This window comes from Nocardiopsis sp. iso_25 (assembly GCF_056173305.1).
In genome coordinates, this window is the sequence record NZ_CM149667.1 from 1,640,050 (window position 1) to 1,666,474 (window position 26,425).

At 73.1% G+C, this 26,425-nt stretch carries 20 protein-coding genes; 4 read left to right on the forward strand and 16 right to left on the reverse strand.

Annotated features, from left to right (window positions below):
* Nucleotides 1-10: 10 nt before the first annotated feature.
* The 4 genes from AC0VX6_RS07185 to AC0VX6_RS07200 form a co-directional block, all read right to left on the reverse strand.
* Nucleotides 11-1,150 (reverse strand): amino acid ABC transporter permease, encoded by a 1,140-nt coding sequence (locus tag AC0VX6_RS07185; protein ID WP_475467882.1) that lies wholly within the window; start codon nt 1,148-1,150, stop codon nt 11-13.
* Nucleotides 1,147-1,821: an amino acid ABC transporter permease gene (locus AC0VX6_RS07190; RefSeq protein ID WP_475467883.1), complete on the reverse strand. Its 675-nt coding sequence runs from the start codon at nt 1,819-1,821 to the stop codon at nt 1,147-1,149. Before AC0VX6_RS07190 ends, AC0VX6_RS07185 begins: the two co-directional genes overlap by 4 nt.
* 78 nt (nt 1,822-1,899) lie before the next feature.
* Nucleotides 1,900-2,748 carry a glutamate ABC transporter substrate-binding protein gene (locus AC0VX6_RS07195; RefSeq protein WP_274976742.1) on the reverse strand — a complete coding sequence of 283 codons (849 nt, stop codon included), beginning with the start codon at nt 2,746-2,748 and terminating at the stop codon, nt 1,900-1,902.
* Between the two features lie 44 nt (nt 2,749-2,792).
* Nucleotides 2,793-3,536, reverse strand: coding sequence for an amino acid ABC transporter ATP-binding protein (locus AC0VX6_RS07200; RefSeq protein ID WP_274976743.1), 744 nt, complete (start codon nt 3,534-3,536; stop codon nt 2,793-2,795).
* Nucleotides 3,537-3,850: 314 nt separating this feature from the next.
* Here AC0VX6_RS07200 and miaB point away from each other — a divergent pair, with 314 nt between their 5' ends.
* Entirely contained in the window at nt 3,851-5,317 is a 1,467-nt protein-coding gene (gene miaB, locus AC0VX6_RS07205) for a tRNA (N6-isopentenyl adenosine(37)-C2)-methylthiotransferase MiaB (RefSeq protein ID WP_274978073.1), read from the forward strand.
* A gap of 129 nt (nt 5,318-5,446) precedes the next feature.
* On the opposite strand, the gene AC0VX6_RS07210 is transcribed toward miaB, so the two are convergent.
* The 3 genes from AC0VX6_RS07210 to miaA form a co-directional block, all read right to left on the reverse strand.
* Nucleotides 5,447-6,712 carry a cytochrome P450 family protein gene (locus tag AC0VX6_RS07210; RefSeq protein ID WP_475467886.1) on the reverse strand — a complete coding sequence of 422 codons (1,266 nt, stop codon included), beginning with the start codon at nt 6,710-6,712 and terminating at the stop codon, nt 5,447-5,449.
* Nucleotides 6,713-6,728: 16 nt separating this feature from the next.
* Nucleotides 6,729-7,514: a TetR/AcrR family transcriptional regulator gene (locus tag AC0VX6_RS07215; protein WP_475467887.1), complete on the reverse strand. Its 786-nt coding sequence runs from the start codon at nt 7,512-7,514 to the stop codon at nt 6,729-6,731.
* 221 nt (nt 7,515-7,735) lie between these two features.
* Nucleotides 7,736-8,728, reverse strand: coding sequence for a tRNA (adenosine(37)-N6)-dimethylallyltransferase MiaA (gene miaA, locus AC0VX6_RS07220; protein WP_274976746.1), 993 nt, complete (start codon nt 8,726-8,728; stop codon nt 7,736-7,738).
* 73 nt (nt 8,729-8,801) lie between these two features.
* Between miaA and dapF the strand changes: the two genes are divergently transcribed.
* Nucleotides 8,802-9,626, forward strand: a complete 825-nt coding sequence (gene dapF / locus AC0VX6_RS07225; protein ID WP_274976747.1) for a diaminopimelate epimerase — start codon at nt 8,802-8,804, stop codon at nt 9,624-9,626.
* Between the two features lie 168 nt (nt 9,627-9,794).
* On the opposite strand, the gene AC0VX6_RS07230 is transcribed toward dapF, so the two are convergent.
* The 4 genes from AC0VX6_RS07230 to aceB form a co-directional block, all read right to left on the reverse strand.
* Entirely contained in the window at nt 9,795-11,117 is a 1,323-nt protein-coding gene (locus AC0VX6_RS07230) for a (Fe-S)-binding protein (RefSeq protein ID WP_274976748.1), read from the reverse strand.
* 27 nt (nt 11,118-11,144) lie between these two features.
* The gene (locus tag AC0VX6_RS07235; protein ID WP_274976749.1) at nt 11,145-12,344 is read right to left on the reverse strand and encodes an FAD-binding oxidoreductase; all 1,200 of its coding nucleotides are present in this window, start codon (nt 12,342-12,344) and stop codon (nt 11,145-11,147) included.
* Between the two features lie 34 nt (nt 12,345-12,378).
* Nucleotides 12,379-13,860 carry an FAD-linked oxidase C-terminal domain-containing protein gene (locus AC0VX6_RS07240; RefSeq protein ID WP_274976750.1) on the reverse strand — a complete coding sequence of 494 codons (1,482 nt, stop codon included), beginning with the start codon at nt 13,858-13,860 and terminating at the stop codon, nt 12,379-12,381.
* A 147-nt stretch (nt 13,861-14,007) separates the two neighbouring features.
* Nucleotides 14,008-15,612 (reverse strand): malate synthase A, encoded by a 1,605-nt coding sequence (gene aceB / locus AC0VX6_RS07245; RefSeq protein WP_475467890.1) that lies wholly within the window; start codon nt 15,610-15,612, stop codon nt 14,008-14,010.
* 330 nt (nt 15,613-15,942) lie between these two features.
* Here aceB and hflX point away from each other — a divergent pair, with 330 nt between their 5' ends.
* Together hflX and AC0VX6_RS07255 are read left to right on the forward strand one after the other, a co-directional pair.
* Complete coding sequence (gene hflX / locus AC0VX6_RS07250) at nt 15,943-17,481, forward strand: GTPase HflX (RefSeq protein WP_274976752.1); 1,539 nt, start codon at nt 15,943-15,945, stop codon at nt 17,479-17,481.
* A gap of 417 nt (nt 17,482-17,898) precedes the next feature.
* Complete coding sequence (locus AC0VX6_RS07255) at nt 17,899-19,107, forward strand: amidohydrolase family protein (protein ID WP_274976753.1); 1,209 nt, start codon at nt 17,899-17,901, stop codon at nt 19,105-19,107.
* Nucleotides 19,108-19,149: 42 nt separating this feature from the next.
* On the opposite strand, the gene holA is transcribed toward AC0VX6_RS07255, so the two are convergent.
* From holA to AC0VX6_RS07280, 5 genes are all read right to left on the reverse strand, one after another.
* Entirely contained in the window at nt 19,150-20,112 is a 963-nt protein-coding gene (gene holA, locus AC0VX6_RS07260) for a DNA polymerase III subunit delta (protein ID WP_248773999.1), read from the reverse strand.
* Between the two features lie 200 nt (nt 20,113-20,312).
* Entirely contained in the window at nt 20,313-22,658 is a 2,346-nt protein-coding gene (locus tag AC0VX6_RS07265) for a ComEC/Rec2 family competence protein (protein WP_475467892.1), read from the reverse strand.
* A 6-nt stretch (nt 22,659-22,664) separates the two neighbouring features.
* The gene (locus AC0VX6_RS07270) at nt 22,665-23,543 is read right to left on the reverse strand and encodes a ComEA family DNA-binding protein (protein ID WP_274976755.1); all 879 of its coding nucleotides are present in this window, start codon (nt 23,541-23,543) and stop codon (nt 22,665-22,667) included.
* A gap of 1,116 nt (nt 23,544-24,659) precedes the next feature.
* Nucleotides 24,660-24,929 (reverse strand): 30S ribosomal protein S20, encoded by a 270-nt coding sequence (rpsT, locus tag AC0VX6_RS07275; RefSeq protein ID WP_047871222.1) that lies wholly within the window; start codon nt 24,927-24,929, stop codon nt 24,660-24,662.
* Between the two features lie 333 nt (nt 24,930-25,262).
* Nucleotides 25,263-26,237 (reverse strand): hypothetical protein, encoded by a 975-nt coding sequence (locus tag AC0VX6_RS07280; RefSeq protein ID WP_475467894.1) that lies wholly within the window; start codon nt 26,235-26,237, stop codon nt 25,263-25,265.
* Between the last annotated feature and the right edge of the window lie 188 nt (nt 26,238-26,425).

Below are 26,425 nucleotides of genomic sequence, written 5' to 3' on the forward strand. Positions count from 1 at the left end.
GAAGGAGGGGTCAGTCCTTCCGGTCCCCCTCGCCGTCCGCGTCGTCGCCGTCGTCGGACTTCGCCGGGCGGGATCCGTCCAGCGCGTCGGGCAGCGGCTCCTGCACGGTGGGCTCCACCGCCACTGAGCCGGCGGGGCCGCTGACCTTGGCGGCGCCGTCGCCGAAGCCGCCGCCGGTGCCCGCGGGCCGGACCGGGACGTCCTCGCCGCCCGCGGGCTTGGCCGAGGGCCTGCCGCGGCGGGCGTTGCGCCGCTCCAGCCAGATCGCGACCCGGCTCAGCGAGAGGTTGATGGCGATGTAGATGGCCGCGCAGATGATCGCGGCCGGGATCACGTTGCCCTCGCGCGTGGCCAGCAGGGTGAAGCTGCGCAGCATCTCGGGGAAGGCGATGATGTAGCCCAGTGCGGAGTCCTTGAGCAGGACCACGAGCTGCGCCACGATCGCGGGCATCATCGCGGTGATCGCCTGCGGGATGAGGATCATCCGCATGTTCTGGCCCCGGGTCATCCCGATGGCCTGGGCGGCCTCGGACTGGCCCTTGGGCACCGCGAGGACCCCCGCGCGGAAGACCTCCGCCAGCACGGAGCCGTTGTACAGGGTCAGACCCGTGACGACGGCGGCCAGCGCCGAGACCTGGAAGGTGCCCGCGGGGATGTCGAACACCTGGTAGGCCACGATGGGCAGCGCCATCGTGAAGAAGATCAGCATCAGCAGCGGGATGCCGCGGAAGAACTCCACGACGGCCCCGGCCGGAACGCGGATCCACCACTTGTCGGACAGGCGGCCGATGCCGAACACCAGGCCGAAGACGATGGCCAGGATCGAGGCGGTCAGCGCCGCGGTCAGCGTGTTCTGCAGGCCCGGGAGGACGTAGTCGGTCCAGGTGTCGGGCCGCAGGAACGGCTCCCACTTGTCCGAAGTCCACTCGCCCGCGGGGTTGACCGCCCAGGTCGCCGGTTCGCTCAGCAGCCCCCAGGTGAGCGGGTTGAACAGCGAGAACCCGGTGTCGCGCAGGGTGCCGTTGAACCCCAGGTACAGGATGGTCAGGCCGATCAGGGCCAGGAACACGGTGACGACCGTGTAGATGGCGTTGCGCCTGCGGGCCTTGGGGCCGGGGGCGTCGAAGAGGACGGAGCTCTGCGCGCTCATCGGACCACCGCCACGCGCTTGGAGAGCCAGCCGAAGAAGTAGCCCGTCGGCAGGGTCAGGATCAGGAAGCCGATCGCGAAGCCGACGAAGGTCGGCAGGACCGGAGCGATGCCCTGGTCGAACATGAGCTTCATCTCCCTGGACGCCTCCTGAACGCCCAGCCCCGCGACGGAGGCGACGGTCGTGTTCTTGATCAGCGCGATGAGCACGCTGCCCAGCGGGCCGACGACGGTGCGCAGCGCCTGCGGGATGACGATCATCCGCAGGTTCTGGGTGAAGGTCAGGCCCAGCGAGCGGGCCGCCTCCACCTGGCCGAGGGGGATCGTGTTGATCCCCGCGCGCAGCGACTCCGAGACGAAGCAGGCGGTGTAGCCGGACAGGCCGATGACGGCCCACCAGAACACGTCCCACGCGACGCTGTCGGCCAGGGCGATTCCCAGGGCGCTGTTCAGGCCCAGACCGCAGAAGAGCAGGACCAGGGTCAGGGGTGTGCTGCGGATGCCCTCGACGTAGGCGGTGGCTATGCCGCGCAGGAGCGGGACGGGGGAGACCCGCATGGCCGTGAGCAGGATGCCCAGGACGAAGGAGAAGAGGGCGCTGAGGAGGGTGAGCCGGACGGTCCATGAGAAACCGTCGACAACCCTGTCGATATTGCTGAGAAAGGCTTCCATGGGTCCCAGCTGGTCAAGGGCCGGGCGGCGGGGCCGGGGACGGCCCCGCCGCGGGGCGCACGGTCGGGGAAGGGGAACCTACTGGCAGGCGTCGACCTCGGGAGCGGCCTCCTCGTAGGCGAAGTCGGTCTCGCCGAAGGCCGTCTCCAGGGCCTCGACCGCGTAGCCCTCGTCCCACATCTTCTGGACGGCGGCGTTGACCTCCTCGCACCGCTCCGTGGAGCCGGCGGGCAGGCCCACGCCGTAGCGCTCCTCACCGAAGGGGTTGTTGACCACGCGGTAGGTGCCCGGGTCCTGCGCGGCGAAGCCCGCGAGGATGGTGTTGTCGGTGGTCACCGCGTCGACGGTGCCGTTGCCCAGCAGGGACAGGCACTCGGAGTAGTTGCCCGCCTCGCGCAGCTCGGCGTCGATGCCCATGTCGTCGACGATGTTGTTGGCGGAGCGGGAGCCGGAGGCCGAGCACAGGACCTTGCCCGCCAGGTCGTCGGGGCCCTGGATGTCCTCGTTGTCGGCCTGGACCAGGATGTCCTGCTGGGCCACGTAGTACGGTCCGGCGAAGTCGACGACCTGGCGGCGCTCGTCGGTGATCGAGTAGGTGGCGATCACCATGTCGACGGTGCCCTGCTGGAGGAAGGACTCGCGGTTGGCGGAGGCGGCCTCGGTCCACTCGATCTGCTCGGGCTCGTAGCCCAGCTCGCCGGCGATGTAGGTGGCCACGTCCACGTCGAAGCCGACGGGGGCGTCGCCGTCCAGCAGGCCCAGGCCGGGCTGGTCGTACTTGACGCCGATGGTGATGGTGTCGCCGCCACCCTCGCCGCCGCCTTCGCCACCGCTGCCGCCGCCGACGTCGGCGGTGCCACAGGCGCTGAGGGCGAAGGCCAGGGCCGCGGTGCCGCCCAGGATGGTGCTGATGCGACGGACTCGCATGTGGGGTACCTCTTCCTTGCTTCGTGCGAAGAACGCGGGGAAACCTAGTGGGTCAGGATCTTGGACAGGAAGTCCTGGGCGCGCTCGGACCGGGGGTTGGTGAAGAACTCGTCGGGGGTGTTCTCCTCGACGATCTGTCCGTCGGCCATGAAGACGACCCGGTTGGCCGCGCGGCGCGCGAAGCCCATCTCGTGGGTGACCACGACCATCGTCATGCCCTCGGAGGCGAGGTCGGTCATGACGTCGAGGACCTCCTGGACCATCTCCGGGTCCAGGGCCGAGGTCGGCTCGTCGAAGAGGATCACCTTGGGGTTCATCGCCAGGGCGCGGGCGATCGCCACGCGCTGCTGCTGACCCCCGGAGAGCTGCGCCGGGTACTTGTCGGCCTGGTTGCCGATCCGGACGCGCTCCAGCAGTTCCATGCCCCGGGCGTCGGCCTCGGCCTTGTTCATGCGCAGGACCTTGGTGGGGCCCAGGGTCACGTTCTGGAGCACGGTCTTGTGGGCGAACAGGTTGAACGACTGGAAGACCATGCCCACGTCGCTGCGGAGCCGGGCCAGGCCGCGGCCCTCCGCGGGCAGCGGCTGTCCGTCCAGCGTGATGGTGCCGGCGTCGATCGTCTCCAGGCGGTTGATCGTGCGGCACAGCGTCGACTTGCCGGAACCGGACGGCCCGATGACGACTACCACCTCGCCGGAGTTAACCGTCAGATCGATGTCGCGGAGCACGTGCAGGTCGCCGAAGTGCTTGTTGACGTTCTCCAGCACGACGAGAGGAGTTGAGGTCATGTTGGGGAACCTAATGGGTCCATGTTGCCGTGTCATCACGAAATCGCCGTCCGTCTGCGGAGTAGCAGACTTGTTACGGCGTGATCGGCGAAACTGTTATGGGTTTGGACGGTTAGATGACCGTTTGTCGCTCCGTGTCGCGGTTCCGTTCTCCAGCGTCTCACATCGGCCACTTCCGGACGCGCTCCGCCTCCCCGTCCGCCGCGGGACCCCGGGGAAGGCCCCGGACGGGGGAAGCCGGTTCCTCCCGGGGTCTCCGCGCGGTCCACGGCACCGGATAGCCTGGTCCCGTGAGCCAGAGTCGTACCTACCAAGTGCGGACCTACGGCTGCCAGATGAACGTCCACGACTCCGAGCGCCTCTCCGGTCTGCTGGAGGACGCTGGGTACGCGCGCGCAGCCGAGGACACCACCGCAGACATCGTCGTCTTCAACACCTGTGCGGTCCGGGAGAACGCCGACAACCGCCTGTACGGCAACCTCGGGCACCTGCGCCCGGTCAAGGACGCCAACCCGGGGATGCAGATCGCCGTCGGGGGCTGCCTGGCGCAGAAGGACCGCGGCGAGATCGTGCGCCGCGCGCCCTGGGTCGACGTCGTGTTCGGCACCCACAACATCGGCTCCCTGCCCGCCCTGCTGGAGCGCTCCCGCGTCCAGCGGGAGGCGCAGGTGGAGATCGCCGAGTCCCTGGAGCACTTCCCCTCCACACTGCCCAGCCGCCGCGAGTCCGCGTACGCGGCGTGGGTGTCGGTCTCCGTGGGCTGCAACAACACCTGCACCTTCTGCATCGTGCCCGCACTGCGCGGCAAGGAGCAGGACCGCCGCCCCGGCGACGTGCTCGCCGAGGTGCGCGCTCTGGTCGACGAGGGCGTCAGCGAGATCACCCTGCTCGGCCAGAACGTCAACGCCTACGGCAGCGGCTTCGGCGACCGGCAGGCCTTCTCCAAGCTGCTGCGCGCCTGCGGCGGGATCGAGGGGCTGGAGCGGGTGCGCTTCACCTCCCCGCACCCGCGCGACTTCACCGACGACGTCATCGAGGCCATGGCCGAGACCCCCAACGTCATGCCGCAGCTGCACATGCCGCTGCAGTCGGGGTCGAGCCGGGTCCTCAAGGCCATGCGCCGCTCCTACCGCCAGGAGCGCTTCCTCGGCATCGTGGAGAAGGTGCGCGCCGCCATGCCGCACGCCGCGATCACCACCGACATCATCGTGGGCTTCCCCGGCGAGACCGAGGAGGACTTCCAGGAGACGCTGCACGTGGTCCGCGAGGCGCGGTTCTCGATGGCGTTCACCTTCCAGTACTCCAAGCGCCCCGGGACCCCGGCCGCGACCATGGAGGACCAGGTCCCGCCGGAGGTGGTCAAGGACCGCTACCAGCGCCTGGTCGACCTCCAGGACCAGATCTCCTGGGAGGAGAACCAGAAGCTGGTCGGCCGCGAGGTCGAGCTGCTGGTCGCCGAGGGCGAGGGCAGGAAGGACGGCGAGCACCGCCGCCTGTCCGGCCGCGCCCCCGACAACCGCCTCGTGCACTTCGCGGTCGGTGACGGCGACGACCCCCGCCCCGGCGACACGGTGACCGTGGAGGTCACCTACGCCGCCCCGCACCACCTGGTGGCAGACTCCGGCGTGCGCGCCCTGCGGCGCACCCGCGCGGGCGACGCCTGGGCTGCCCGCAACGGCCGACCGGTCCAGGAGAGCAAGCCGCAGGTGCTCCTGGGCATGCCCCGGATCGGCGTTCCTGCCGAGGAGCCCGCCCCGGCGGGCGGCTGCTGCGAGATCTGACCCCGAGAGCACACAGCGGCCCCCGGCGCATCGGCGCCGGGGGCCGCTGCCGTCCGCGCGGCCGGGCCGACGGCCGTTCCGCCTTCGCTCCGGCGGGAGCCGCGCGGAGCGTGCGTGCGGGCCGGGACCTCAGAGCCGGACGGGCAGGCTGTCCAACCGCATCGCGCCCGGCACCCGCCCGGACAGGGGCTCGCGGCCGGGGGCCGGGGACAGGCCGGGGTGGGCGGCCAGCAGGGACCCGACCGCGACCTCGCCCTCCTGGCGGGCCAGGGCCGCACCCAGGCAGTAGTGGATGCCGTGGCCGAACCCCACGTGCTCCTCGCCGGGCCTGCCCCGGTGGCGGGTGATGTCGAACCGGTGCGGGTCCGGGTGGACCCTCGGGTCGCGGTTGGCGCCCGCCAGGACCGCGATCGCCCGCTCGCCCGCGGCCAGACGGCCGCACCTGAGTTCGACGTCCTCGGCCGCGTACCGCGCCTTGGAGACCACGGCGGTGCCCCCGTAGCGGAGCATCTCGTGCACGGCGGAGGGCAGCAGCCCGGGGTCGTGCCGCAGCGTCTCCCACTGGGCCGGGTGGTCGAGCAGGGCCCGCACCCCGTTGCCCAACAGGTGCGCGGTGGTCTCGTGCCCCGCGATGACGAGGGTGAACACCAGGGTGATCAGCTCGCTCTCGCTCATGCGCCCGCCGTCCTCGTCGCGCGCCCTGACCAGGGCGCCGAGCAGGTCCTCGCTCGGCCGGGCCCGGCGCTCGGCCAGCATCCCCTCGATGTGGCCGATCATCTCGCCGAGTGCGTCGTTCATCAGCTCGGGGCTGGTGGGGTCGAACCGGGACAGCTGGTCACTCCACGCCCGCCAGGTCCCGCGGTCCTCCTCCGGAACGCCGACCAGGTCGCAGATGACCGCGATCGGCAGCGGATAGGAGAAGTGCGGCATGAGGTCCACGACCCCGTCCCCGTCGGCGAGGTCGGGCAGCCGCGCGAGCAGGTCGTCGGTGATGCGCTGGACCGAGGGCCGCAGCTCGTTGACCCGGCGCACGGTGAAGGCGCGCGAGACCAGTTTGCGCAGCCGGGTGTGGTCGCCGCCGTCCTTGTCCAGGAGGGACTCGGTCAGGTAGGTGATCAGGTCGGGGCGGATGCCCAGCCCCCTGAGCGCGTCGGAGCGGGTGGTGGAGGCCCGGTCCCCCGGCACGTTCGCGGGGTCCAGCACGAAGCGCCGGTCGCTGAGGATGGTCCGCACGTCCTCGTCGTCGACGAAGAGGACGGCCTTCTGGGTGTCCACGAACAGGGCCGGCGCCGAGCCGCCCGCGGCCCGGACCCGGTCGATCACGGAGAGGGGGTCGGCGGTGAACTCGGGGGAGCGCAGGTCGATCAGTTCGTCGGACGGGGTCGCGGCTGTCATGGGCCCTCCTCGGGGCTCAGGTGGAGCGTGTCGTCTGTTTCTGCCGGGTGACCTCCGAGTGCAGGCGCTCGTCCAGCGCGGAGAAGAGCGCCAGGGCCCTGTCCCGGGCCCGACGGGTGTCCTCCGGGGAGGCGGCCTGTTCCAGGAGCAGACGGATGCTCCTGGCCATGAGTTCGGCGCGCGTGCGGTGGTCGGGCACGTGCATGCCCTGGCTCTCCAGTACCGGGGGCGTGACCAGGTGGCCCATGACCAGGGAGTTGTAGGCGTACAGCTGCTCGTCGGGTGAGCGGTCTCCGCTGAGCAGGCCGTGCTCGCGCAGGATGTCCCAGTAGGACCGCAGGGCCCTCTGCCGCTCCCGGACGGTGTCGCCGACCAGGGCGGCCGCGTCGCGGGAGAGGTTGCCCAGGGACTCGGTTCCGTTGGAGAACAGCGCGCGGATGGTCGGAGAGTCCAGGTGGAAGAGGTAGAGGGCGCGCGCGACCTCGCTGGGCCGGACGTTCTCCGGTGAGGCCCGCATGGAGTCCAGGATCCGGCGCAGCACGCCGAGCTGCGCCCGCATGACCACCGTGAGGAGGAGCGCCTCCTTGGTGGAGAAGTGCAGGTAGACGGTCCCCTTGCCGATCTTGGCCCGCCGGGCGACGTCCTCGATGGTGATCTTGCGGTGTCCCCAGGCGACCATCAGCTCCTCCGCCGCGTCCAGGATGCGGTCGGCGCGCAGTTCGCGCTCGCTGGCGGTCGGGGGTGTGGATGGGGCCACGGTGTACTCCTGCGAGTCGAGGGCATGCGAGGTGCTGCTGACCACGCGTGTTGACGCCGATGACCATATCCCCACCCCCTTCCCCTGACCGTGTGACCAGATTTCAAAACTGGTCACACAGTCAAGGTAGGCCACCGGGGAGGCGGGGGCAAGGGTTTTCGGGAGGGAGGGCGGAAGCGGGTCGTACAGGACCGACGGCCGGGCCCTCGGCGGGCCCGGCCGTCACGTTCGGGCGGGTGTGCGGTGGACGCGGACCCGCCGCGGGGTCACCGCGCGGAGTGGGGCACCCAGGTCGACACGTCCACCAGGGCCTCGCCCGGCTCGTCCGAGGTCCCCGACAGCGCCCGCTCCACCTGGGCCAGAGCGCGTTCCACGAGGTCGGGGGAGTCGTGGGGGAGCCAGCGCACCCGCGGGTCGCGCCGGAACCACGACTCCTGGCGGCGGGCGAACCGGCGGGTGGCCTGGGCGGTGTCCGCCTTGGCCTCCTCCTCGGACAGTTCGCCGTCCAGCTGGGCGAGCGCCTGCGCGTAACCGAGCGCGCGCGAGGCGGTCCGGCCCTCGCGCAGCCCGAGCTTGTCCAGCTCGCGGACCTCCTCCAGCAGGCCCTGCTCCCACATGCGGTCCACGCGGGTGCCGATGCGCTCGTCCAGCTCGGTGCGCGGAGCCGTCAGGCCGATCTGCGTGCACGGGTAGAAGGAGGTGTGGTCGGGCAGGTTCGCGGTGAACGGCTCCCCGGTCAGCTCGATGACCTCCAGGGCGCGCACGATCCGCCGCCCGTTGCCCGGCAGGATGGCGCGGGCCGCCGCGGGGTCGGCCTCGGCCAGTCGGGCGTGCAGGACGCCCGGGCCGACGTCGCCGAGCTCCGCCTCCAGGCGAGAGCGGACCGCGGGGTCTGTGCCGGGGAAGTTCAGGTGGTCCAGGACCGCGCGCACGTACAGGCCCGAACCGCCGACCAGGACCGGAATGACGTCGCGGTCGGCGCACTGCTCGACGCGGTCGCGGGCCATGTCCTGGTAGCTGGCCACGTCCGCGGGCTCACTGACCTCCCACACGTCGAGCAGGTGGTGGGGCACCCCGCGTCTCTCGGCCTCGCTGAGCTTGGCGGTGCCGATGTCCATGCCGCGGTAGAGCTGCATGGAGTCGGCGTTGATCACCTCGCCCCGGCGTCCCGTGCGCTCCTCCAGCCGCAGTGCCACCTCGACGGCCAGGTCCGACTTGCCCACAGCGGTCGGGCCGACGACCGCGATCACCTTGATCATCCCTCCAGCGTAGTCAGCCCCGGGCCCGGCCCGACCGCGAGCGGGACGGGGGAGGTGGTCGTGCGCGCCTAGGATGGTCGGCATGCGATTCGCCAAGGGCCACGGAACAGAGAACGACTTCGTGATCCTCCCCGACCCCGACGGGGAGCTCGACCTCACGGAGGAGGCCGTCCGCCTGCTGTGCGACCGCCGGGCCGGGATCGGCGCGGACGGCGTCCTGCGGGTGGTGCGCACGCGCGCCCTCGGCGAGGTCCTCGCACCGGCCGCCCGCACGGCCGAGCGCTCCGAGTGGTTCATGGACTACCGCAACGCTGACGGGAGCATCGCCGAGATGTGCGGCAACGGTGTGCGGGTCTTCGCCCGCTACCTGCTGCACGCCGGGCTCGTCGAGGGCGACCGCTTCGAGGTGGGCACCCGCGACGGGGCCAAGGAGGTCCAGGTGGAGGCCGACGGCGGCATCACCATAGACATGGGCCGTGTGGAGATGCAGGGGACCTCCTCCGCCAAGCTCGCCCGGCAGGTGGTGCACGGTGAGCAGATCTCCGTGGGCAACCCGCACCTGGCCTGCGAGGTGACCGTGCCGGTCGCCGAGGTGGACCTGAGCGAGCTGCCGGTGCTGGACGTGGAGGCCTTCCCCGCGGGGGCGAACGTCGAGGTGTACCGCGAGGTGGCTCCGGGCGTGCTGGAGATGCGCGTGTACGAGCGCGGTTCGGGGGAGACACGTTCCTGCGGGACCGGGATCGTCGCCGCCGCTGCCGCCGCCACCCCCCGCGGGGAGGGCGCGACCTGGAGGGTGCGGGTCCTGGGGGGCGAGTGCACCGTCTTCCTGGACGCGGACGGCGCGAGGTTGAGCGGACCGGCCGTGATCGTGGCCGAGGGCGAGACGAGCCTGGTCTGAGCCCGGGCTCGTGGAGTGTGCGCTCGCGCTGACCTCAGCCGGTGGAGGGTTGAATTCCGCTCCCGGGATGGTTGAGCGTGGAAGTCGTCGCTGATTCCGGTTCGGGGGAGTTCGGATTCGGCTTCCAGGACGGCTGAGCCCCCGTCAACCGCCTCCGCCACCGAACGCTCAGCGACGTCCCAGCAACCGCGCCACGGTCAGCCCCCGCAGGGAGGCGTCCAGTACCCGGGCGGTGTGGGTCACCGCCACCGGCGAACCCGCGCGGTCCATGGCGGAGGCTATCTGGAGCGAACACCCCGGGTTCCCCGACACCAGGACGTCAGCACCTGTGGAGGCCACGTCCCGCCCCTTGCGGTCGCCGAGCTCGCGGGCGGCCTCGGGCTTGAGCAGGTTGTACACCCCCGCCGAGCCGCAGCAGATCTCGCCGTTGGGCAGGTCGGACACCCGCAGCTCCGGAATCCCCGCGAGCAGGGCGCGGGGCGGGCGGGTGACGCCCTGGCCGTGGGAGAGGTGGCACGCGTCGTGGTAGGCCACGTGCAGGGGGAGGGGGTGGCGTTCGGCCCGCGGTCCCAGCTCCACCAGGAACTCGGTGAGGTCCGCGACCCGCTCGGCCTGGGCGCGCCCCCGGCTCACCCAGGCCCGGTCCGCGCCCGCCTCGGCCAGGGTGCGGTCGAAGTGCTTCATGCTGGACCCGCACCCGGCCGAGTTGACCACGATCCGGTCCACCCGCTCGCGTTCGAACACCTCGATCAGGCTCCGCGCGAGGTCGGCCGACTCCTCCATCCGCCCGGCGTGCCCGGACAGGGCCCCGCAGCAGCCCTGGGCGCGGGGGATGACCACGTCGCAGCCCTCCAGGGCCAGCACCCGCGCGGTCGCGGTGTTGACCTCGGGGAAGAACGCGCCCTGCACGCAGCCCACCAGCATGCCCACCCGTGCGCGCGCCCGCCCCACCGCGGGCACCAGCTCCGGCAGGGCGGGAGGGGGAGACGACAGCGGCGGCGAGATGCGCTCCATGGTGGCCAGGGCGGGGGAGACCCGCTCCAGCAGCCCCGTACGCCGCACCAACGAGGAGACGCCGCTGGCCTGGTAGGCGCGCAGCGGCCCGCGCAGCAGCCCCAGTCTGCGCCGGTACGGGAACAGTGCGAAGATCGCCCCGCGCAGCGCCCGCTCGCCCGCGGGCCGCTCGTGCTCCCTCTCCACCCGGTGCCGGGTGGAGTCGATGAGCGCGTCGTAGGCCACCCCCGAGGGGCAGGCGGACACGCACGCCAGACAGCCCAGGCAGTTGTCGAAGTGCCCGACCGCGGCCTCGGTCAGCACGTCCTCGTCGTGCGTCTGCGCCATCAGGTGGATCCGCCCGCGCGGCGAGTCCATCTCCTGGCCCCACAGCACGTGCGTGGGACAGGTGGGCAGGCAGAAACCGCAGTGGACGCAGTCGTTGAGCAGGTCGGAGAACAACCGGTCGCGCTCGTCCTCGGTCGTCGGGTCGGTCACGGGCCCTCCCAGGGTGTGCGCACGTGTTCAGATGCCTCCCGCGAAGCGCCCGGGGGCCAGGCGGTGTCCGGGGTCGAGGGAGTCCTTGACCGCCCGCATCAGCGGCAGTCCGGCGACCTCGCCCCACAGGTCCACACCGGCGGCGTGGACGTGCGGTTCCGCGCGCAGCAGGGTCATCGTCCAGCCGGGCACCGAACGCACGCCGTCGAGCACGGCCGCCACCTCGGCGGCCCCGGTGCCCGGCGGGAAGGACGCGTACAGCGCGCCCGCCCGGGCCGAGCCGCTGACGTCCGCGCCGGACAGGTCGTGCACCCGCGCCGCGGCCCGCACGCTCTCGGCGGGCGGCACCGACACCAGGGCGAGCGCGCCCCCGGCGGGCAGCACGCCCCAGCCCTCGGGCAGGGCGTCGGCCACCTCGGGCTCCGTTCCGGTGGCCGCGGCGATCTCGGCCGCCCGCGATCCGACGCCGTCCGGGGTTCCCTCCAGCACCACCCGCAGGCTCGCTGAGGGCCAGTCCAGCTCGACCGCCGCGGGCGTCGCCGTGCACCCGCGCAGTGCCTTCAGCAGGCGCTCGGCGTGTTCGGCGGAGGACGCGGGGAGGGTCAGCACGCGCAGGGCCCGGGGGAGCGGGTGCAGGCGGAAGGCCACCGAGGCGATCACGCCCAGGGTGCCCAGGCCGCCGGTGTGCAGCTTGGCCAGGTCGTACCCGGCCACGTTCTTGACCACCCGGCCCCCGCTGCGCGCCACCACGCCGTCGGCGCGCACCACCGTCATCCCGATGACCAGGTCGCGCAGCGCCCCGGTGAGCAGGCGGCGCGGACCGCTCACGCCCGTGGCCACCATCCCGCCCACAGTGCCGCCCGTGCGCACGGGGTCCGCCGACAGCCGCTGCCCGGCGGCGGCCAGCACGTCGTACAGTTCGGCCACGGGGGTTCCCGCGCCCACCTCCACCACCAGGTCGCCCGCGATGTGCTCGACCCACGACAGGTCGGCGGTGTCCACGAGCAGGTCCAACCCGCGAGGCACGCCGCCCCAGTCCAGAGCCGTGCCCCCGCCGCGCGCGACGACGGTCAGCTCCTGCCGGGCGGCGGACGCCATGACCCGGCCCAGACCCCGGGTGTCGGCGGGGCGCGCCACGCGCGCGGGGACGAGGCCGCCCACCGCGTCGGCGCCGGTCCCCTCCCGCTGGACGCCGTCCCGTGCGTCCGGTCCCTCGACGAGTGTCACGCGTTCTCCCCCGTGCCAGCGGTCCGCCCGCGCCTCAGAACTGCTCGGCCCTGCCCGCCTCCACCAGCGGGTGCACCCCCGTGCGCACCCCGGGCCGCTCGCCGCACAGGCGCGGGGTGGGCAGCAGCTTGTCCGGGTTGGCGATCCCGTCCGGGTCCAGGGCCCGGCGGAACAGGTCGAAGGTGGCCAGGTCGTCGGGGCCGTACATGCGCGGCATCTTGCACGCCTTGTCCACGCCCACCCCGTGCTCGCCGGTGATGGAGCCGCCGTGCTCGATGCACAGGTCGAGGATGGCCCCGGAGACCTCCTCGGCCCGCTCCGCCGCGCCCGGCTCCGCGTCGTCGAAGAGCACGAGCGGGTGCAGGTTGCCGTCCCCGGCGTGGAAGACGTTGGCGACGCGGATGCCCGAGGCCGCCGACAGTTCGGTGATGCGCCGCAGCACCTCGGGCAGGGCCGTGCGCGGGACGACGCCGTCCTGGACGATGTAGGCGGGGCTGATCCGGCCGACGGCGGCGAAGGCCGACTTGCGGCCCTTCCAGATCCGGGCGCGCTCGTCGGCGTCGTCGGCGGTGCGGGTCTCGAAGGCTCCCGCCTCCGCGCACAGCCGGGTGACCTCGGCGAGCTGCGCCTCGACCTCCGCGGCGGGCCCGTCCAACTCCACGACCAGCACGGCCGCGGCGCCCGCGGGGTAGTCGCAGGCCACGGCCCTCTCTGCGGCCTCGATGGCCAGCGCGTCCATCATCTCCACGGCCGAGGGCAGCACCCCGGCGGAGATGATGGAGCTGACCGCCCGGCCGCCCGCGTCCATCGAGGCGAACGCCGACAGCAGGGTGACGGTGCGTTCCGGCGACCGGGTGAGGCCGACGGTGATCCGGGTGGCCACGCCCAGGGTGCCCTCGGAGCCGATGAAGGCCCCGACGAGGTCGTAGCCGTGCGCGCCGGGGTTCTTGCCGCCCAGGCTCACCTGCTCGCCGGAGGGGGTGACGATGTCCAGGCCGCGCACGTGGTTGACGGTGAACCCGTACTTGAGGCAGTGGGCGCCGCCGGAGTTCTCGGCGACGTTGCCGCCCACGGAGCACACCTGCTGGCTGGAGGGGTCGGGCGCGTAGTAGTAGCCGTGGGGCGCGGCGGCGCGGGTGACGTCCAGGTTGGCCACACCGGGTTCGACGACCGCGCACTCGTTCTCGATATCGATCTCCAGGACACGGCGCATGCGCGAGGTGACCAGCAGGACGCCCTCGGCGTGGGGGAGGGCGCCCGCGGACAGGCCGGTGCCCGCGCCGCGCGGGACGAAGGGCACGCCGTTCTCGGCGCACAGGCGCACGACGGCGGCGACCTGGTCGGCGGTGGTGGGCAGCACCACGACGCCGGGGAGGGCGCGGTGGTGGGTCAGCCCGTCGCTCTCGTAGGTGCGGCGCCGGGCGGTGTCGGTGAGCACGCCGTCCTCGCCGCAGATCCGGCGCAGCCGCGGGACGAGCCCGGCCACGGCCGCCTGTGCCGTATCGGTCTCGGACATGGGCGCCTCTCGGTTCCACCTGCGCGGACACGGACGGTCCCGTCCGCTCGCGGACGCGACCTCGCAAGGTGAACGTACGACTGCACCCCTCGCATAGGCAAGGGGTGCAGTGGAATTTGTTTTCCGTTTTATGAAATCAGTGCCGGGTCAGGGCATGCGCTCGTAGGCGGGCAGCGTCAGGAAGTCGACGTACTCGTCGGCCAGGGCCACCTCGGTGAACAGCTCTCCGGCCTGCTGGTACAGGTTCTCGTCGAAGTCCGCGCCCAGCTGCTCGCGGATGGCGGCGAGCTCCTCGTCGATGATCTCCCGGACCAGGTCGGCGGTGACCTTGGGGCCGTTGTCGAGCGTGATGTCGTTGTGCAGCCACTGCCACACCTGGGAGCGGGAGATCTCGGCGGTCGCGGCGTCCTCCATGAGGTTGTGGACGGCCACCGCGCCGTTGCCGCCCATCCACGTCGCCAGGTACTGCAGGGCGACGTTGACGTTGCCGCGCAGGCCCGCGAGGGTGACCCCGCCCGGGGTCCTGTCCACGGCCAGCAGGTCCTCGGCCGAGACCTCGACCTCGGGGCGCTGCTTGTCGATCTGGTTGGGGCGCTCGCCCAGGACGCCGTCGAAGACCTCCATGGCCACCGGGACCAGGCCCGGGTGGGCGACCCAGGAGCCGTCGAAGCCGTCGCCGGACTCGCGGGACTTGTCGTCGCGGACCTTGGCGAAGGCGGTCCTGTTGACCTCCTCGTCCTTGCGGGAGGGGATGAAGGCCGCCATGCCGCCGATGGCGTGGGCGCCGCGCTTGTGGCAGGTCTTGACCAGCAGCTCGGTGTAGGCGCGCATCATCGGCGCGGTCATCGTGACGGCGTTGCGCTCGGGCAGCAGGAACCTGCGTCCGCGGGTGCGGTGCGTCTTGATGATGCTGAACAGGTAGTCCCAGCGGCCCGCGTTGAGGCCCGCGGAGTGCTCGCGCAGCTCGTAGAGGATCTCCTCCATCTCGAACGCGGCCGGGATGGTCTCGATGAGGCAGGTCGCGCGGATGGTGCCGCGCGGGATGCCCAGGCGCTCCTGGGCCAGGACGAAGACGTCGTTCCACAGGCGCGCCTCAAGGTGGCTCTGCATCTTGGGCAAGTAGAAGTAGGGGCCCCTGCCCTTGTCGATCTGGCGCCGGGCGCAGTGGAAGAAGTAGAGGGTGAAGTCCAGCAGGCCGCCGCTGACGCGCTCACCGTCCACGAGGACGTGCTTCTCGTCCAGGTGCCAGCCGCGCGGGCGGACGACGACGGTGGCGAGCTCGCCGTCCTCCTTCAGGGCGTAGGCCTTGCCCTGGGGGGAGGTGAAGTCGATGGTGCGGTCGAGGGCGTCGCGCAGGTTGAGCTGGCCCCCGATCATGTTCTCCCACAGCGGGGTGTTGGCGTCCTCGAAGTCGGCCAGCCACACCTTGGCGCCGGAGTTGAGCGCGTTGATGGTCATCTTGCGGTCGGTGGGGCCGGTGATCTCCACGCGGCGGTCCGTGATGCCCGGGGCGGGAGAGGCGACCCGCCAGCTGTCGTCCTCGCGGATGTGCTTGGTCTCGGGGAGGAAGTCGAGGTCGGTCCCGGCCGAGATCTGCTCCTGCCTGGCGACCCGGGCCTGGAGGAGCTCCTGACGGCGCGCCTCGAAGGCGCGGTGCAGTTCGGCGACGAGGGCGAGGGCGTCCTCGGTGAGGATCTCGTCGAACCGTTCGTGGAGGGGGCCGGTGATCTCGACCCCGTGCGTGGCGCCCATGGAAAACCTTCCGCAATACGAAATAAGCTTTTGGTATGTGGAAAACGAAGCTACCGTCCGGTTCGCGGACGGTCAACGTCGCGCGTGTCTCACTGACTTGGGAGTTTCCCGGGACGGGAAGGTCGCGAAAACTTCTCCCGCGGCGTCGGCGCCCGTCGTCGGGACGGACGCGGGACCCGGCTCGGATCCCATGGAGTGTCGTGCCCGCCGTGCCCTGCGATAATTCAGGTGCCCGCGCGGAGGCGAGATGCCACCATCGACAGGGCGCCCGCCACCGCCCGGTCGCGGGAAGAATCGGGGCGGCGGCCACGTTGACCCACCTGGAGGGATATGAATACAGCTGACACCCGCGGAAGCGTCCACGACGGCCACGAGGCCGAGGACGCGTTCCGCGAGGCGATCACCGTCGGGGACGGGGTCGACGCACACGACGCGTCCCGCGAGGCCGGGGCCACCGGCGGTGACCGCTACGACGACCCGGACAACGCCCCCGACCAGGGCGAGATGGAACTCGCCGAGCGCCACGCGCTGCGCCGGGTTCCGGGACTGTCCACCGAACTCACCGACGTCACCGAGGTCGAGTACCGCTCCCTGAGGCTGGAGCGCGTCATCCTCATCGGCGTGTGGACCAGCGGCTCACAGGCCGACGCGGACAACTCGCTCACCGAGCTCGCCGCCCTGTCCGAGACCGCGGGCGCGCTCGTGCTGGAGGGGGTCACCCAGCGCCGGTCCAAGCCCGACCCCGCCACCTACGTCGGCAAGGGCAAGGCCGCCGAACTGCGCGACATCGTGGAGGCCACCGGCGCCGACACCGTGATCTGCGACGGGGAGCTCACGCCCGGCCAGCTGCGCCAACTGGAGGACGTGGTCAAGGTCAAGGTGATCGACCGCACGGCCCTGATCCTGGACATCTTCGCCCAGCACGCGCGCAGCAGCGAGGGCAAGGCCCAGGTCGAGCTCGCCCAGCTCAGCTACCTGCTGCCGCGACTGCGCGGCTGGGGTGACGCCCTGTCCCGTCAGGCGGGCGGCTCCGGCGGCGGTGGCGCGGGCGGCGGTGTGGGACTGCGCGGCCCGGGTGAGACCAAGATCGAGACCGACCGTCGGCGCATCAACGACAAGATGGCCAAGCTGCGCCGCCAGCTCGCCCACATGCGCACCGCTCGCGACGTCAAGCGCGACGTCCGGCGCACCCGCTCGGTGCCGTCCGTGGCCATCGCCGGGTACACCAACGCGGGCAAGTCGAGCCTGCTCAACCGGCTGACCGGCGCCGGGGTCCTGGTCGAGAACGCCCTGTTCGCCACCCTGGACCCGACCGTGCGCCAGGCCCGCACGCCCGACGGCCGCGGGTTCACGCTCAGCGACACCGTCGGCTTCGTCCGGCACCTGCCGCACCAGCTCGTGGAGGCCTTCCGCTCCACCCTGGAGGAGGTCGCCGACTCCGACCTGGTCCTGCACGTGGTCGACGGGTCCCACCCCGACCCCGAGAGCCAGATCAGCGCGGTCCGGCACGTCTTCGCCGACATCGACGCCGGTGACGTGCCCGAACTCATCGTGGTCAACAAGGTGGACGCCGCCGACCCCGACGTGCTCAAGGCGCTGCGCACCCGCTACCCGGACATGGTGGAGGTGTCGGCCCGTACCGGCGAGGGCGTCCCCGCGCTGGTGGACGCGGTCGCCGCGGCGCTTCCCGAGCTGGCGCACGAGGTCCGGGCGCTCGTCCCGTACTCGCGGGGCGACCTCATCGCCCGGATCCACGAGGAGGGGCGCATCCTCAGCGAGGAGCACACCGCCGAGGGCACGGCGATCCACGCCTTCGTACCGGCCCTGCTCGCGGGCAGACTCGACGAGTACACGCCCAGCACGGCCTGAGGCACGCGCGGTCCGCCGCGCACGGCCGGGGTGCCTCCTGGGAGGCGCCCCGGCCTCGCTGTGTCCGGTGGCGGGTCCCGGCGGCGCACGCGAACACCCGGACCACCGGGGCCGCCGATGGCACCGGTCACCGGGTGTGCCCGCGGCCTTTGTTGCGTGACCGTCCTATTCGTCCTTCCGGGGAGGTGTACACGGAGTCCGCGGATGGACTACGGTTTTGGAGCACTGGCCGCCAGTGGCCGCTGTCCCGCGACAGCCGCCCCCTGTGCCACTGTCACGGCACCGCGGCGGCCGCAGGCCGCCCCACCGGCTCCGTCGGACCGCTCCAGATACGAGGTCGCCATGCCCGCCCGTGTATCCCACGACCGTGTCCCGCAGTCGCCCCGGCTGACCTGACCGGCGAGGGCGGACGACCCCATGACGGCGGTACTCCTCAGCAACATCGGTCGGCTGTGGACCGGGAGCGAGCTGATCACCAAGGCCGCGCTCCTGATGGACGACGACCGGGTGGCCTGGGTCGGGCCCGCCGCCGAGCTCCCCCAGAGCATCCCGGGCGTGGTGGACGACCTCACCGACGTCGACGACGTCGTCAACATCGGCGGCGGCATGATCACCCCCGGGCTGATCGACGCCCACTGCCACCCGGTGTACGCGGGGGACCGCTACGCCGAGGTCAACATGTGGGCCAAGGGCGCCTCCAAGGGGGACATCTTCGCGGCCGGGGGCGGTGTCTCCACCACCGTCACCATCACCCGCGGTACCGACCCCTGGACCCTGTGCAACGCGGTCCGCGAACGGCTCCGGCACTGGGTGCTGACCGGCACCACCACCGTGGAGGCCAAGACCGGCTACCACCTGACCAGGGACGGCGAACTGGCCGACGTGCGCCTGCTGCGCTCCCTGGAGGAGGAACCGGGCATGCCGCGCCTGCACGTCACCTTCTTCCCCGCGCACGGGGTGCCGCCCGAGTTCTTCGGCAGACCCAGGGAGTACGCGGCCACCGCCGCCTCCTGGCTCAACGACGCCGCGCTGGCCGGTGCCGACGGGGTGGACGTGTACTGCGACAACCAGCAGTTCACCACCGAGGACGCCCGCATGCTGCTGGGGGTGGGCCAGTCCGCCGGGCTGCGCACCACCCTGCACGCCTGCTCGCGCCCCCGGCACGGTGCCGTGCGCATGGCCGCCGAGATGGGCTGCTCCTCCGTGGACCTGCTGCACGAGACCGACGAGCAGGACGTCCTGGCGCTGGCCGCCACCCGCACGCCGGTGGTGGCCTGCCCGACGACCTCGCTGCACGAGCGCCGCACCCCGCCGGTGCGGGCGCTGCTCGACCACGGGGTGCCCATCGGGCTGGGCACCGACCACAACCCCGGCCAGTCGGGCACGATGTCGATGCCCCTGGTGATCTCGCTGGCCATCTCCATGTTCGAGATGACCGTGCAGGAGGCCCTGCACGCCGCCACGGTGGGCAGCGCACGCGCCCTGGGCCTGACCGACCGGGGCGTGCTCGCGCCCGGCAGCCTGGCCGACCTCGTTCAGTGGGACGCCGACCACGAGGGCGCCTTCGCCTGGTCGATGGGCCTCAACACCCTGCGGGTGTGGCAGGGCGGCAGGACCATCCGCTGAGGCGGCCCCTCCGACGCCCGAAGCGGCCCTTCGAACCCGCCGCTAACGCCTGCCGCGAGCCCTGGCGATCTCGATGACGGCCCGCTCCAGCGCGTACTCGGGGTCGCGTCCGGCGCCCTTGATGAGCGCGTCGGTCTCGGCGACCACCGCCATGGCGCGGGTGACCCCCGCCGGACTCCACCCCCGGGCCTGCTGACGCAGGGTCCGCAGCTTCCACGGCGGGACCTTGGCGCGCTTGGCCAGATCCGCCTCGGACATGCCGCGCGGCGGCTGGGCGGCCACGGCGATGCCGCGCACCGCGCCGGCCAGCGCGCTGTTGATCAGCACCGGGGCGGTACCCACCGCCAGCGACCAGCGCAACTGCTCCAGCGCCTCGGGCAGGCGCCCCTCCACGGCGCGGTCGGCCACGGTGAACCCCGAGGCCTCCGCCTTGCCGGAGTGGTACCTGGCCACCGCCGCGGCGTCCACCCGGCCCTCGGTGTCGGCGATCAGCTGGGTGCAGGCCGCCGCGATCTCGCGCAGCTCGCTGCCGACCGCGTCCACCAGCGCCTGCGCGGCGTCGGCGGTGATCTGGCGCCCCGCCTGGGAGAACTCGCCCTTGACGAAGGCCACCCGCTCGGCGGGCTTGCTCGGCCCCTTGCAGTCCACGCGGTGGGCGCCCGCCTTGACCGCGGCCTGGAGCAGGGCCTTGCCCTTGTTGCCGCCCGCGTGGGTGAGTACGAGGTTGACGTCGTCGGCAGGGTCCCCGAGGTAGTCGGTGACGGTCGCCGCCAGGTCCTTGGTCAGGTCCTGGGACGAGCGCAGCACCACCACCCGCCGATCGCCGAACAGCGAGGGCGAGGTCACCTCGACGAGCGTGGACATCCCCACCTGGGCGGGCAGCAGGTCGTGGACGTCCACGCCGGGGTCGGCCTCGCGGACCGCCGCGACGACGGAGGCGACGGCCCGGTCGACGAGGAGTTCCTCGTCCCCGACGATGATCGTGAGCAGGGCGGGTGCAGGCATACACAGAGGATGCCACGCCCCACCGACCAGCCGGACGCCCGTCGCGCGGTCGGCGGGCACGCGCCTGTCACATGGTCGGCGGGCGCACTCCCGCCCCGTCGCCCGCACCGACCGCGACCGGCCCCGTACGCGGTGCCTCCCGCGCCCCCGCCCCCTTACCGTGCCATCCTCCGCCGCCCCGCTGTCCAGGGCGCCGCCTCCTACCGCGCGGGGTCGGGCCCGCGCACCACGGCCTGCCCTGGCCCGGAACCGCCGCCGTCCAGCACGGCCACGTCCCCGTCCCGGTCGGTGCGCAGGTTCACCCGCGCCACCCGTTCCAGGATGTTCCACGTGAACGGTGCCGGGTGCCCGTAGGTGTTGTCCGCGCCCACCGAGGTCACCGACACCACCGGGGCGGTGGCCTCCAGGAAGGCCGGTTCCTGGCTCCCCGCCCCGTGGTGGGGCACGGCCAGCACGGTCACCCGTAACAGGTCGGCGTCCGGTCCCTCCAGCAGCCTTCTCTGCGCCTCCTCCTCGATGTCCCCGGTCAGCAGCACCGTCATCGCCGCACCGTCCGCCCGGACCACCACCGAAGTGTCGTTCACCGAGCCCGTGAAGCCGGGCACCGGCCACAGCACGCGCAGCAGCCACGTTCCCACCCTCAGCCGCTGGCCCCGTTCGGCCTCCAACAACCGCACCCCGGCGTCGGCCAGCAGCCGCCCCGTGGCGCTCTCCCCGAACCCCGGCGGCGCCAGCGCGGCCCCCACACTCCGGTGCCGCAGCACCCCGGGCGTGCCGTCCACGTGGTCGGCGTGGTCGTGGCTCAGAATCAGCAGCGGGACCTCGCGCACCCCCAGCCGCCCCAGGCAGTCGTCCACCCTGTCCGGGTCCTCCCCGGTGTCGGCGACCACCGCCGAGCCCCGGCCCGCCGACAGCACGAAGGCGGTGCCCTGTCCCACGTCGCACGCCACCAGCGCCCATCCCGGGGGCGGCCATCCGCCCGGCACGCACCGCGCGGCCAGGGCCAACAGCAGCACGGCCGCCACCACGGCTGCCAGGACACGGCGCAACCGCCCGTGCGTGAACACCAGCGCCGCCAGCACGGCGGCCAGGACCAGCCCTCCCACCAGATCCGACCGCCACGCCAGCGCGCCGTGCGGAACACGCGCGCCCGCACCGGCCACCGCCGCGATCCACGACACCCCCAACCCGGGCAGGTGCGCGGCCACCGCCGCCGCCCCCGGCCACACCAGGGCCAGGGCCGCCACCGCCGTCCCCGCCACCGTCACCGCCGCGACCACCGGAGCGGCCAGCACGTTGGCCGGAACCGCGATCCACGACAGTTCACCCGAGAGCAGGACCAGCACGGGGGAGACCGCCACCTGCGCGGCCAGGGCCACCGCCAGCGCCTCCGCCACCGGACGCGGCAGGCCTGCCGACCACGCCCGCGTCCACGGCGGCACCAGAAGCAGGATGCCCGCGGTCGCCAGCACCGACAGCGCGAACCCGAAGGAGGCTGCCAGCCCCGGCGCGACGAACAGCACCCCGACCACCGTGACGGCCAGCGCACCGAGTCCCGCGTGGGCGCGCCCGGTGGCCAGCGCCAGCAGACCCAGCGATCCCATGAACGCCGCGCGCACCACGCTCGGCTCCGGGCGGCACACCAGGACGAACACCCAGATCACCGCCGCGCCGCCCGCCACCGAGCACCACGGGGGCGCCCGCAGCAGCCGGGAGAGCGCCAGCACGAAGCCGGTGAGCACCGCCAGGTTGGCCCCCGAGACGGTCAGCAGGTGCGTCATCCCGGTCTCCCGGAAGTCCTCGGCGGTCTCCGGCGGCACCCCGGACGCGTCGCCGACGATCAGCGCCGGGAGGAGCCCGTCCTCGGGCCGGGACAGTCCGGAGGAGGCCTCCCGCAGGCGCTCCCGCACCAGACCGGCGAAGCTCTGCAGACCGCCGGGCCGCCCCACCTCCTCCGGCGGCCCGCGTACCACGACCAGGGCGGCGGTGAGGGGGTCGTCCTCCGTGCCGAGGAAGACGCCCCGCGCCCGGAAGGTCTGCCCGGGCAGCAGTTCGCGCCAGTCCTCCTCCGAGGCCAGGACCACCACCGGCGCCGCGGACACGCGCTCGGTCCCCTCGGACCGCACCCACGCGGTACGGGCGTCGATCACCCAGGCCGCCCTGCCCGGCCGGGGAGTCCCCGACCGCGGACGCGGATCGGACGTCACCACCGCCTCGAACTCCGCCTCGCGCCCATGCTCGGCGGCCTCCCTGGCCGCGCTCCGCTCCACCCGGTGCACCTGCACACCGGCCACCGCCGCCACCGTGGCCACACAGGCCAGCGACGCCGCAGCGGTGAGCGCCGCCGCCTCCAGGGGAGTACGCGCGGCCGTCAGGAGCGCCACCGCCGCGCCCGCCCCCGCGACCCCGGCCAGGGACCAGGCCGCCCACGGCGGGACGGCGAGCGCCGCCAGCGCGGCCAGCCAGGCCGTCGCCGCGGGCGCCAGCAGGCGCAGGTCGGGCGGCTTGTCCAGTCCGTAGGCGTCCGTCCCCAGCCATGTGGTCACCGCCCCTCACCCCACCGTCACGTGGGGTTGGAGGTCGGCGAGGATCTTGTCGCCGATCCGGTCCACGTTGACCAGGTCGTCGACGCTGCGGAAGGGGCCGTGCTCCTCGCGGTAGGAGACGATGTTGTCGGCGATCACCGTGCCGATCCCGGGCAGGGTCTCCAGTAAGGCCCGGTCCGCCCGGTTGATGTCCACCAGCCCTCCGGTGCCCTGGGGGCCGCTTCCGGTGACGCCCGCGCCCGCGGGCACGGGGACGCCCACCAGGACCTGTTCGCCGTCGACCAGCGGACGGGCCAGGTTGAGCAGGTCGAGGTCGGCGTCGGGCAGCGCGCCACCGGCCTCCTCCACGGCGTCGGCCACCCGCGACCCCGACGGGAGCGTGTACAGCCCGGGGTCGGACACCTCACCGCCCACGTGCACCACGAGGTCCTCCTCCGGAGCCGCGCCCCCGGCCTCCCCGGTATCCGCGCCCCCGGCCTCCGTCCCCGCCTCCCGCGCCGGGGACTGCGCGCCGTCGCCCTCGGCCGCGGGTACGGGCGCGGGCGCGGCACGGGTGACCATCTCGGGGGCGGGCACCGTGGTCGGCCGGTGGTACAGGGTCAGCACCAGCACGACGGCCAGGGCGCCCAGCACGGCCAGGACGATGACCGCCCGCCGGGACAGCGCCGCCCGGGGCGGCCATCGCCGGGCCAGCCGTTCCAGGAGCGAGCCGGAGGGCTCGGGGTCGAACTCCGCGTACCCCGACGGCGGGCGCTCCGGGCGCCGGTGCCGCCCCCCTGCCGGGTCGGGCCACGGGTCCGGACCGGGCGCGCCCTCCGACGCGCCGACACCTCGGGCGGACGGGACGGTTCCGCGCTCCGTGTCCTCCCCAATGCCCCGCTTCACGGTCCCCGCGGAGGCCCGCGCTGGGGGCCCGGTCGCCGATCCGGTTCGGTTCTCCCCGTAGGACCGAGGTGCGGGTGCGGTCGCCTGCCCGTCCCGGTTGTCTTCCGGAGACCGTGGGGCGGGTGCGGTCGCCTTCCCGTTCCGGTTTCGTTCGGGGGCCCGTGGCGTGGCTACGGTCGTCCGCCAAACCCGGTCCTCCCCGGAGGCCCGCGGTAGGGGCACGGTCGCCTGCCCGTCCCGGCCGCCTCCCGGGGTCCGTGGGGCGGGCACGGCCGCCTGACCGTCCCGGTCCTCCCCGGACGGGTACCGCGCCGCCGTCGACCCGGCCGGAGAGGGGCGCGGGGGAGCGGGCACGCCGAGCAGGTCGTCGGGGTGGCGCTCGGGCCAGGACTCCGAGGGCACGGGACCCGTGCCGGGAGCGGGCGGTGTGTCCGGATGACGACGGGTACCGGCCCCGGCGCTCCCCGGGGTCCGCCGCCTCCCGCTCGGACCCCGGGCGGGCCCGGCCGAGAAGCGGCCTTCCTCGCCGGTGAGAACCGCCCCCGGGGCGTCCGGCCTGGACCGGCTCCGGCGGCCACCGGAGGCGTTCCCGTCCCGCTGCTCTGGGGCAGGTGCCCGGGCCACGGTGTCCTCGGGAGCGTCCGGCCGCCGAGGGCCGGTGGCCGGACCCCCGTGCGAAGCGGCCCCGGGACGGCCTGCGCCCTCCGGGCGGGGCGGGCCGCCGGACGCCGCTGGTCGGTACGGGGCGTGCGTCCCGGCCACCGCGTACGGCGCGCTCGGGATCGCCGGGACACCCGGGGAAGGCGGCTCGGGCCGCGGTTGCGAGCGGGGGATACGCGCGCGCAGGCGCCGGGCGGCGGGTGAGGCGGCCAGGGTGAGCGCGCGGAGCCGGTCCTGCTGGTCGGTCGAGGGGGAGTGGCGCCTGTTGCGGCGCTGAACAGTCATAAGACCACGTTAGGAAGCCGGGGAAGCTGTGTCAGCAGCCGATTCCAAGCTGTGGACAACCCTCGTCCGGGCCTCCTCGACCCGCGCGGACGGCGGTGGGGGACGACGACGCCGGGCGCACGAAAAAACCCGGCCCGGTGCGCATGCACCGGGCCGGGTCGAGCCTCAGTCTCAGGCGGACTGCAGGGAGTGCAGACGCTTGGCGATCGCGCTCTTGCGGTTCGCGGCCTGGTTCTGGTGGATGACGCCCTTGCTGGTGGCCTTGTCCAGCGCGCGAGCGGCGGCGCGCTGGGCGACGGTGGCCTTCTCGACGTCCCCGGCCTCGGCAGCCTCACGGAACTTGCGGATGGCCGTCTTCAGCGAGGAGCGCACCGCCTGGTTGCGGACACGAGCCTTCTCGTTCTGCCGAATGCGCTTCTTCTGCGACTTGATGTTCGCCATGCGAAAACGTGCTCCAGTTGATCTTGGTCATCGCGCCGACCGGACCAGGCGGCCCGACCCGCGGGCAGCCGTTCCGCGAGGGGCCGGCGTGGGTGCCGACGCAGGGTGTGTGAGACCACAGGGCCCGAGGCCAATGTGGAAGTCCGAGACACGGACTTCCAGTATGCCTCACACGGGGTACCGCTCAGGCACCACCTGCCCCCATGGAACCCGTGACGATGCCGGGAGGACGTTTCCGAGGGCTCTTCCACGCGCCATCGCGGTCCCGTGCGGCACACGCGCGGAGCGGCGACGACTCCACCGCCCCGCCCACGGGTCTTCGGGGAGCGCCGCTCAGGACAGCAGCCACCCCTCCGTGTAGGCCGCCACGTCCTCCTCGGTCGCCTCGTCCCCCAGGTAGAAGGCCACCCCCAGGGTCATCCCCTCCGGCGGCTCGACCTCGGTCACGCCCAGCCGGACGGCCTCCAGCGCGGTCGCCAACGACTCGTCGGACTCCTCCGGAGCCCACTCGCCATCGCCGTACGTGGGCAGCCCGAACCGCACCGCCACGCCCTCGTGCGCGCGCAGGGCGGTCACCGCCTCGGTCACCTGCCGCACCATGAACCCGCCGTACAGCGCGTCGCCGGGCATCCCCGCGCCCACGCCCGGCAGCACCACCTCGTCGGCGTGCTCGGTCACCCGGTCCAGGTAGCCCTTGGACCAGTACTTCTCCCCGCGCTCCATGACGAAGGAGGGCACCCGACCACCCGGCACCAGCTCCACGTGGTGGGCCTGCACCGACAGCACGGGTTCCTCGCCCAGCTCCTCGCGCACCATCGACACGAGCGTGGGCATCGACGGGTCGTTCACGGTCACCGGGCGGATCTCCAGGTGCACGCCCGCGAACCCGTCCGCGGCCACCTCGGCGACCGCCGGGGCGAGCGCCGCGCGGGCCTGTTCGTCGATCTGGTCCCTCAACAGGGAGGACCCGCTCTCCACGTGCCGCAGCCACGCCAGCGCGCGCACGTCGGGGTACTCCCGCTCCAGCCAGGGCAGCAGGGAACCGGTGTCCTCGACCCGCTCGACCGCGCCCTCGGCGTCGATCTCGCCCGCGTACACGTACACCGTGTCCACCCCGCCGGTGTCGAGCACCCGCGCCAGGGGGCCGGTGTCCTCCCAGGAGCCGACCCACGCCGCGTCGGAGCCCCGCGAGGCCGCCCACGGCTCCGGTTCACCCGAGAACTGGAAGGCCAGCAGGGCCCCCGCGCCGACCACCACGACCGCGATCGCGGCCACACCCGCCAGCAACCGTGTCAACAGCCACTTCAACCGCCCGCTCCTCCCACATCCCGGACCGCGGGCGCTCCCCGCCCGCCACCGCCCCCAACGGCGGCGCCGCGCGCCCGGTGCCCGCCCGCGCGGCCCGTTCCCGGTCCCGGGTCACATAATCTGGACACCAGACCCGCGCCCCATACTGCCGCACGGGCCGCTGCCGTCACCGAGAGAGGGCACCCGGC

Excerpts from the sequence above, each read along its gene's own strand:
- aceB (WP_475467890.1), bottom strand. The coding sequence starts at position 15,612 with ATGGGCGCCACGCACGGGGTCGAGATCACCGGCCCCCTCCACGAACGG.
- AC0VX6_RS07190 (WP_475467883.1), bottom strand. The coding sequence starts at position 1,821 with ATGGAAGCCTTTCTCAGCAATATCGACAGGGTTGTCGACGGTTTCTCA.
- rpsT (WP_047871222.1), bottom strand. The coding sequence starts at position 24,929 with ATGGCGAACATCAAGTCGCAGAAGAAGCGCATTCGGCAGAACGAGAAG.
- AC0VX6_RS07240 (WP_274976750.1), bottom strand. The coding sequence starts at position 13,860 with ATGTCCGAGACCGATACGGCACAGGCGGCCGTGGCCGGGCTCGTCCCG.
- holA (WP_248773999.1), bottom strand. The coding sequence starts at position 20,112 with ATGCCTGCACCCGCCCTGCTCACGATCATCGTCGGGGACGAGGAACTC.
- hflX (WP_274976752.1), top strand. The coding sequence starts at position 15,943 with ATGAATACAGCTGACACCCGCGGAAGCGTCCACGACGGCCACGAGGCC.
- AC0VX6_RS07185 (WP_475467882.1), bottom strand. The coding sequence starts at position 1,150 with ATGAGCGCGCAGAGCTCCGTCCTCTTCGACGCCCCCGGCCCCAAGGCC.
- AC0VX6_RS07210 (WP_475467886.1), bottom strand. The coding sequence starts at position 6,712 with ATGACAGCCGCGACCCCGTCCGACGAACTGATCGACCTGCGCTCCCCC.
- AC0VX6_RS07255 (WP_274976753.1), top strand. The coding sequence starts at position 17,899 with ATGACGGCGGTACTCCTCAGCAACATCGGTCGGCTGTGGACCGGGAGC.
- dapF (WP_274976747.1), top strand. The coding sequence starts at position 8,802 with ATGGTCGGCATGCGATTCGCCAAGGGCCACGGAACAGAGAACGACTTC.
- AC0VX6_RS07195 (WP_274976742.1), bottom strand. The coding sequence starts at position 2,748 with ATGCGAGTCCGTCGCATCAGCACCATCCTGGGCGGCACCGCGGCCCTG.
- miaA (WP_274976746.1), bottom strand. The coding sequence starts at position 8,728 with ATGATCAAGGTGATCGCGGTCGTCGGCCCGACCGCTGTGGGCAAGTCG.
- AC0VX6_RS07200 (WP_274976743.1), bottom strand. The coding sequence starts at position 3,536 with ATGACCTCAACTCCTCTCGTCGTGCTGGAGAACGTCAACAAGCACTTC.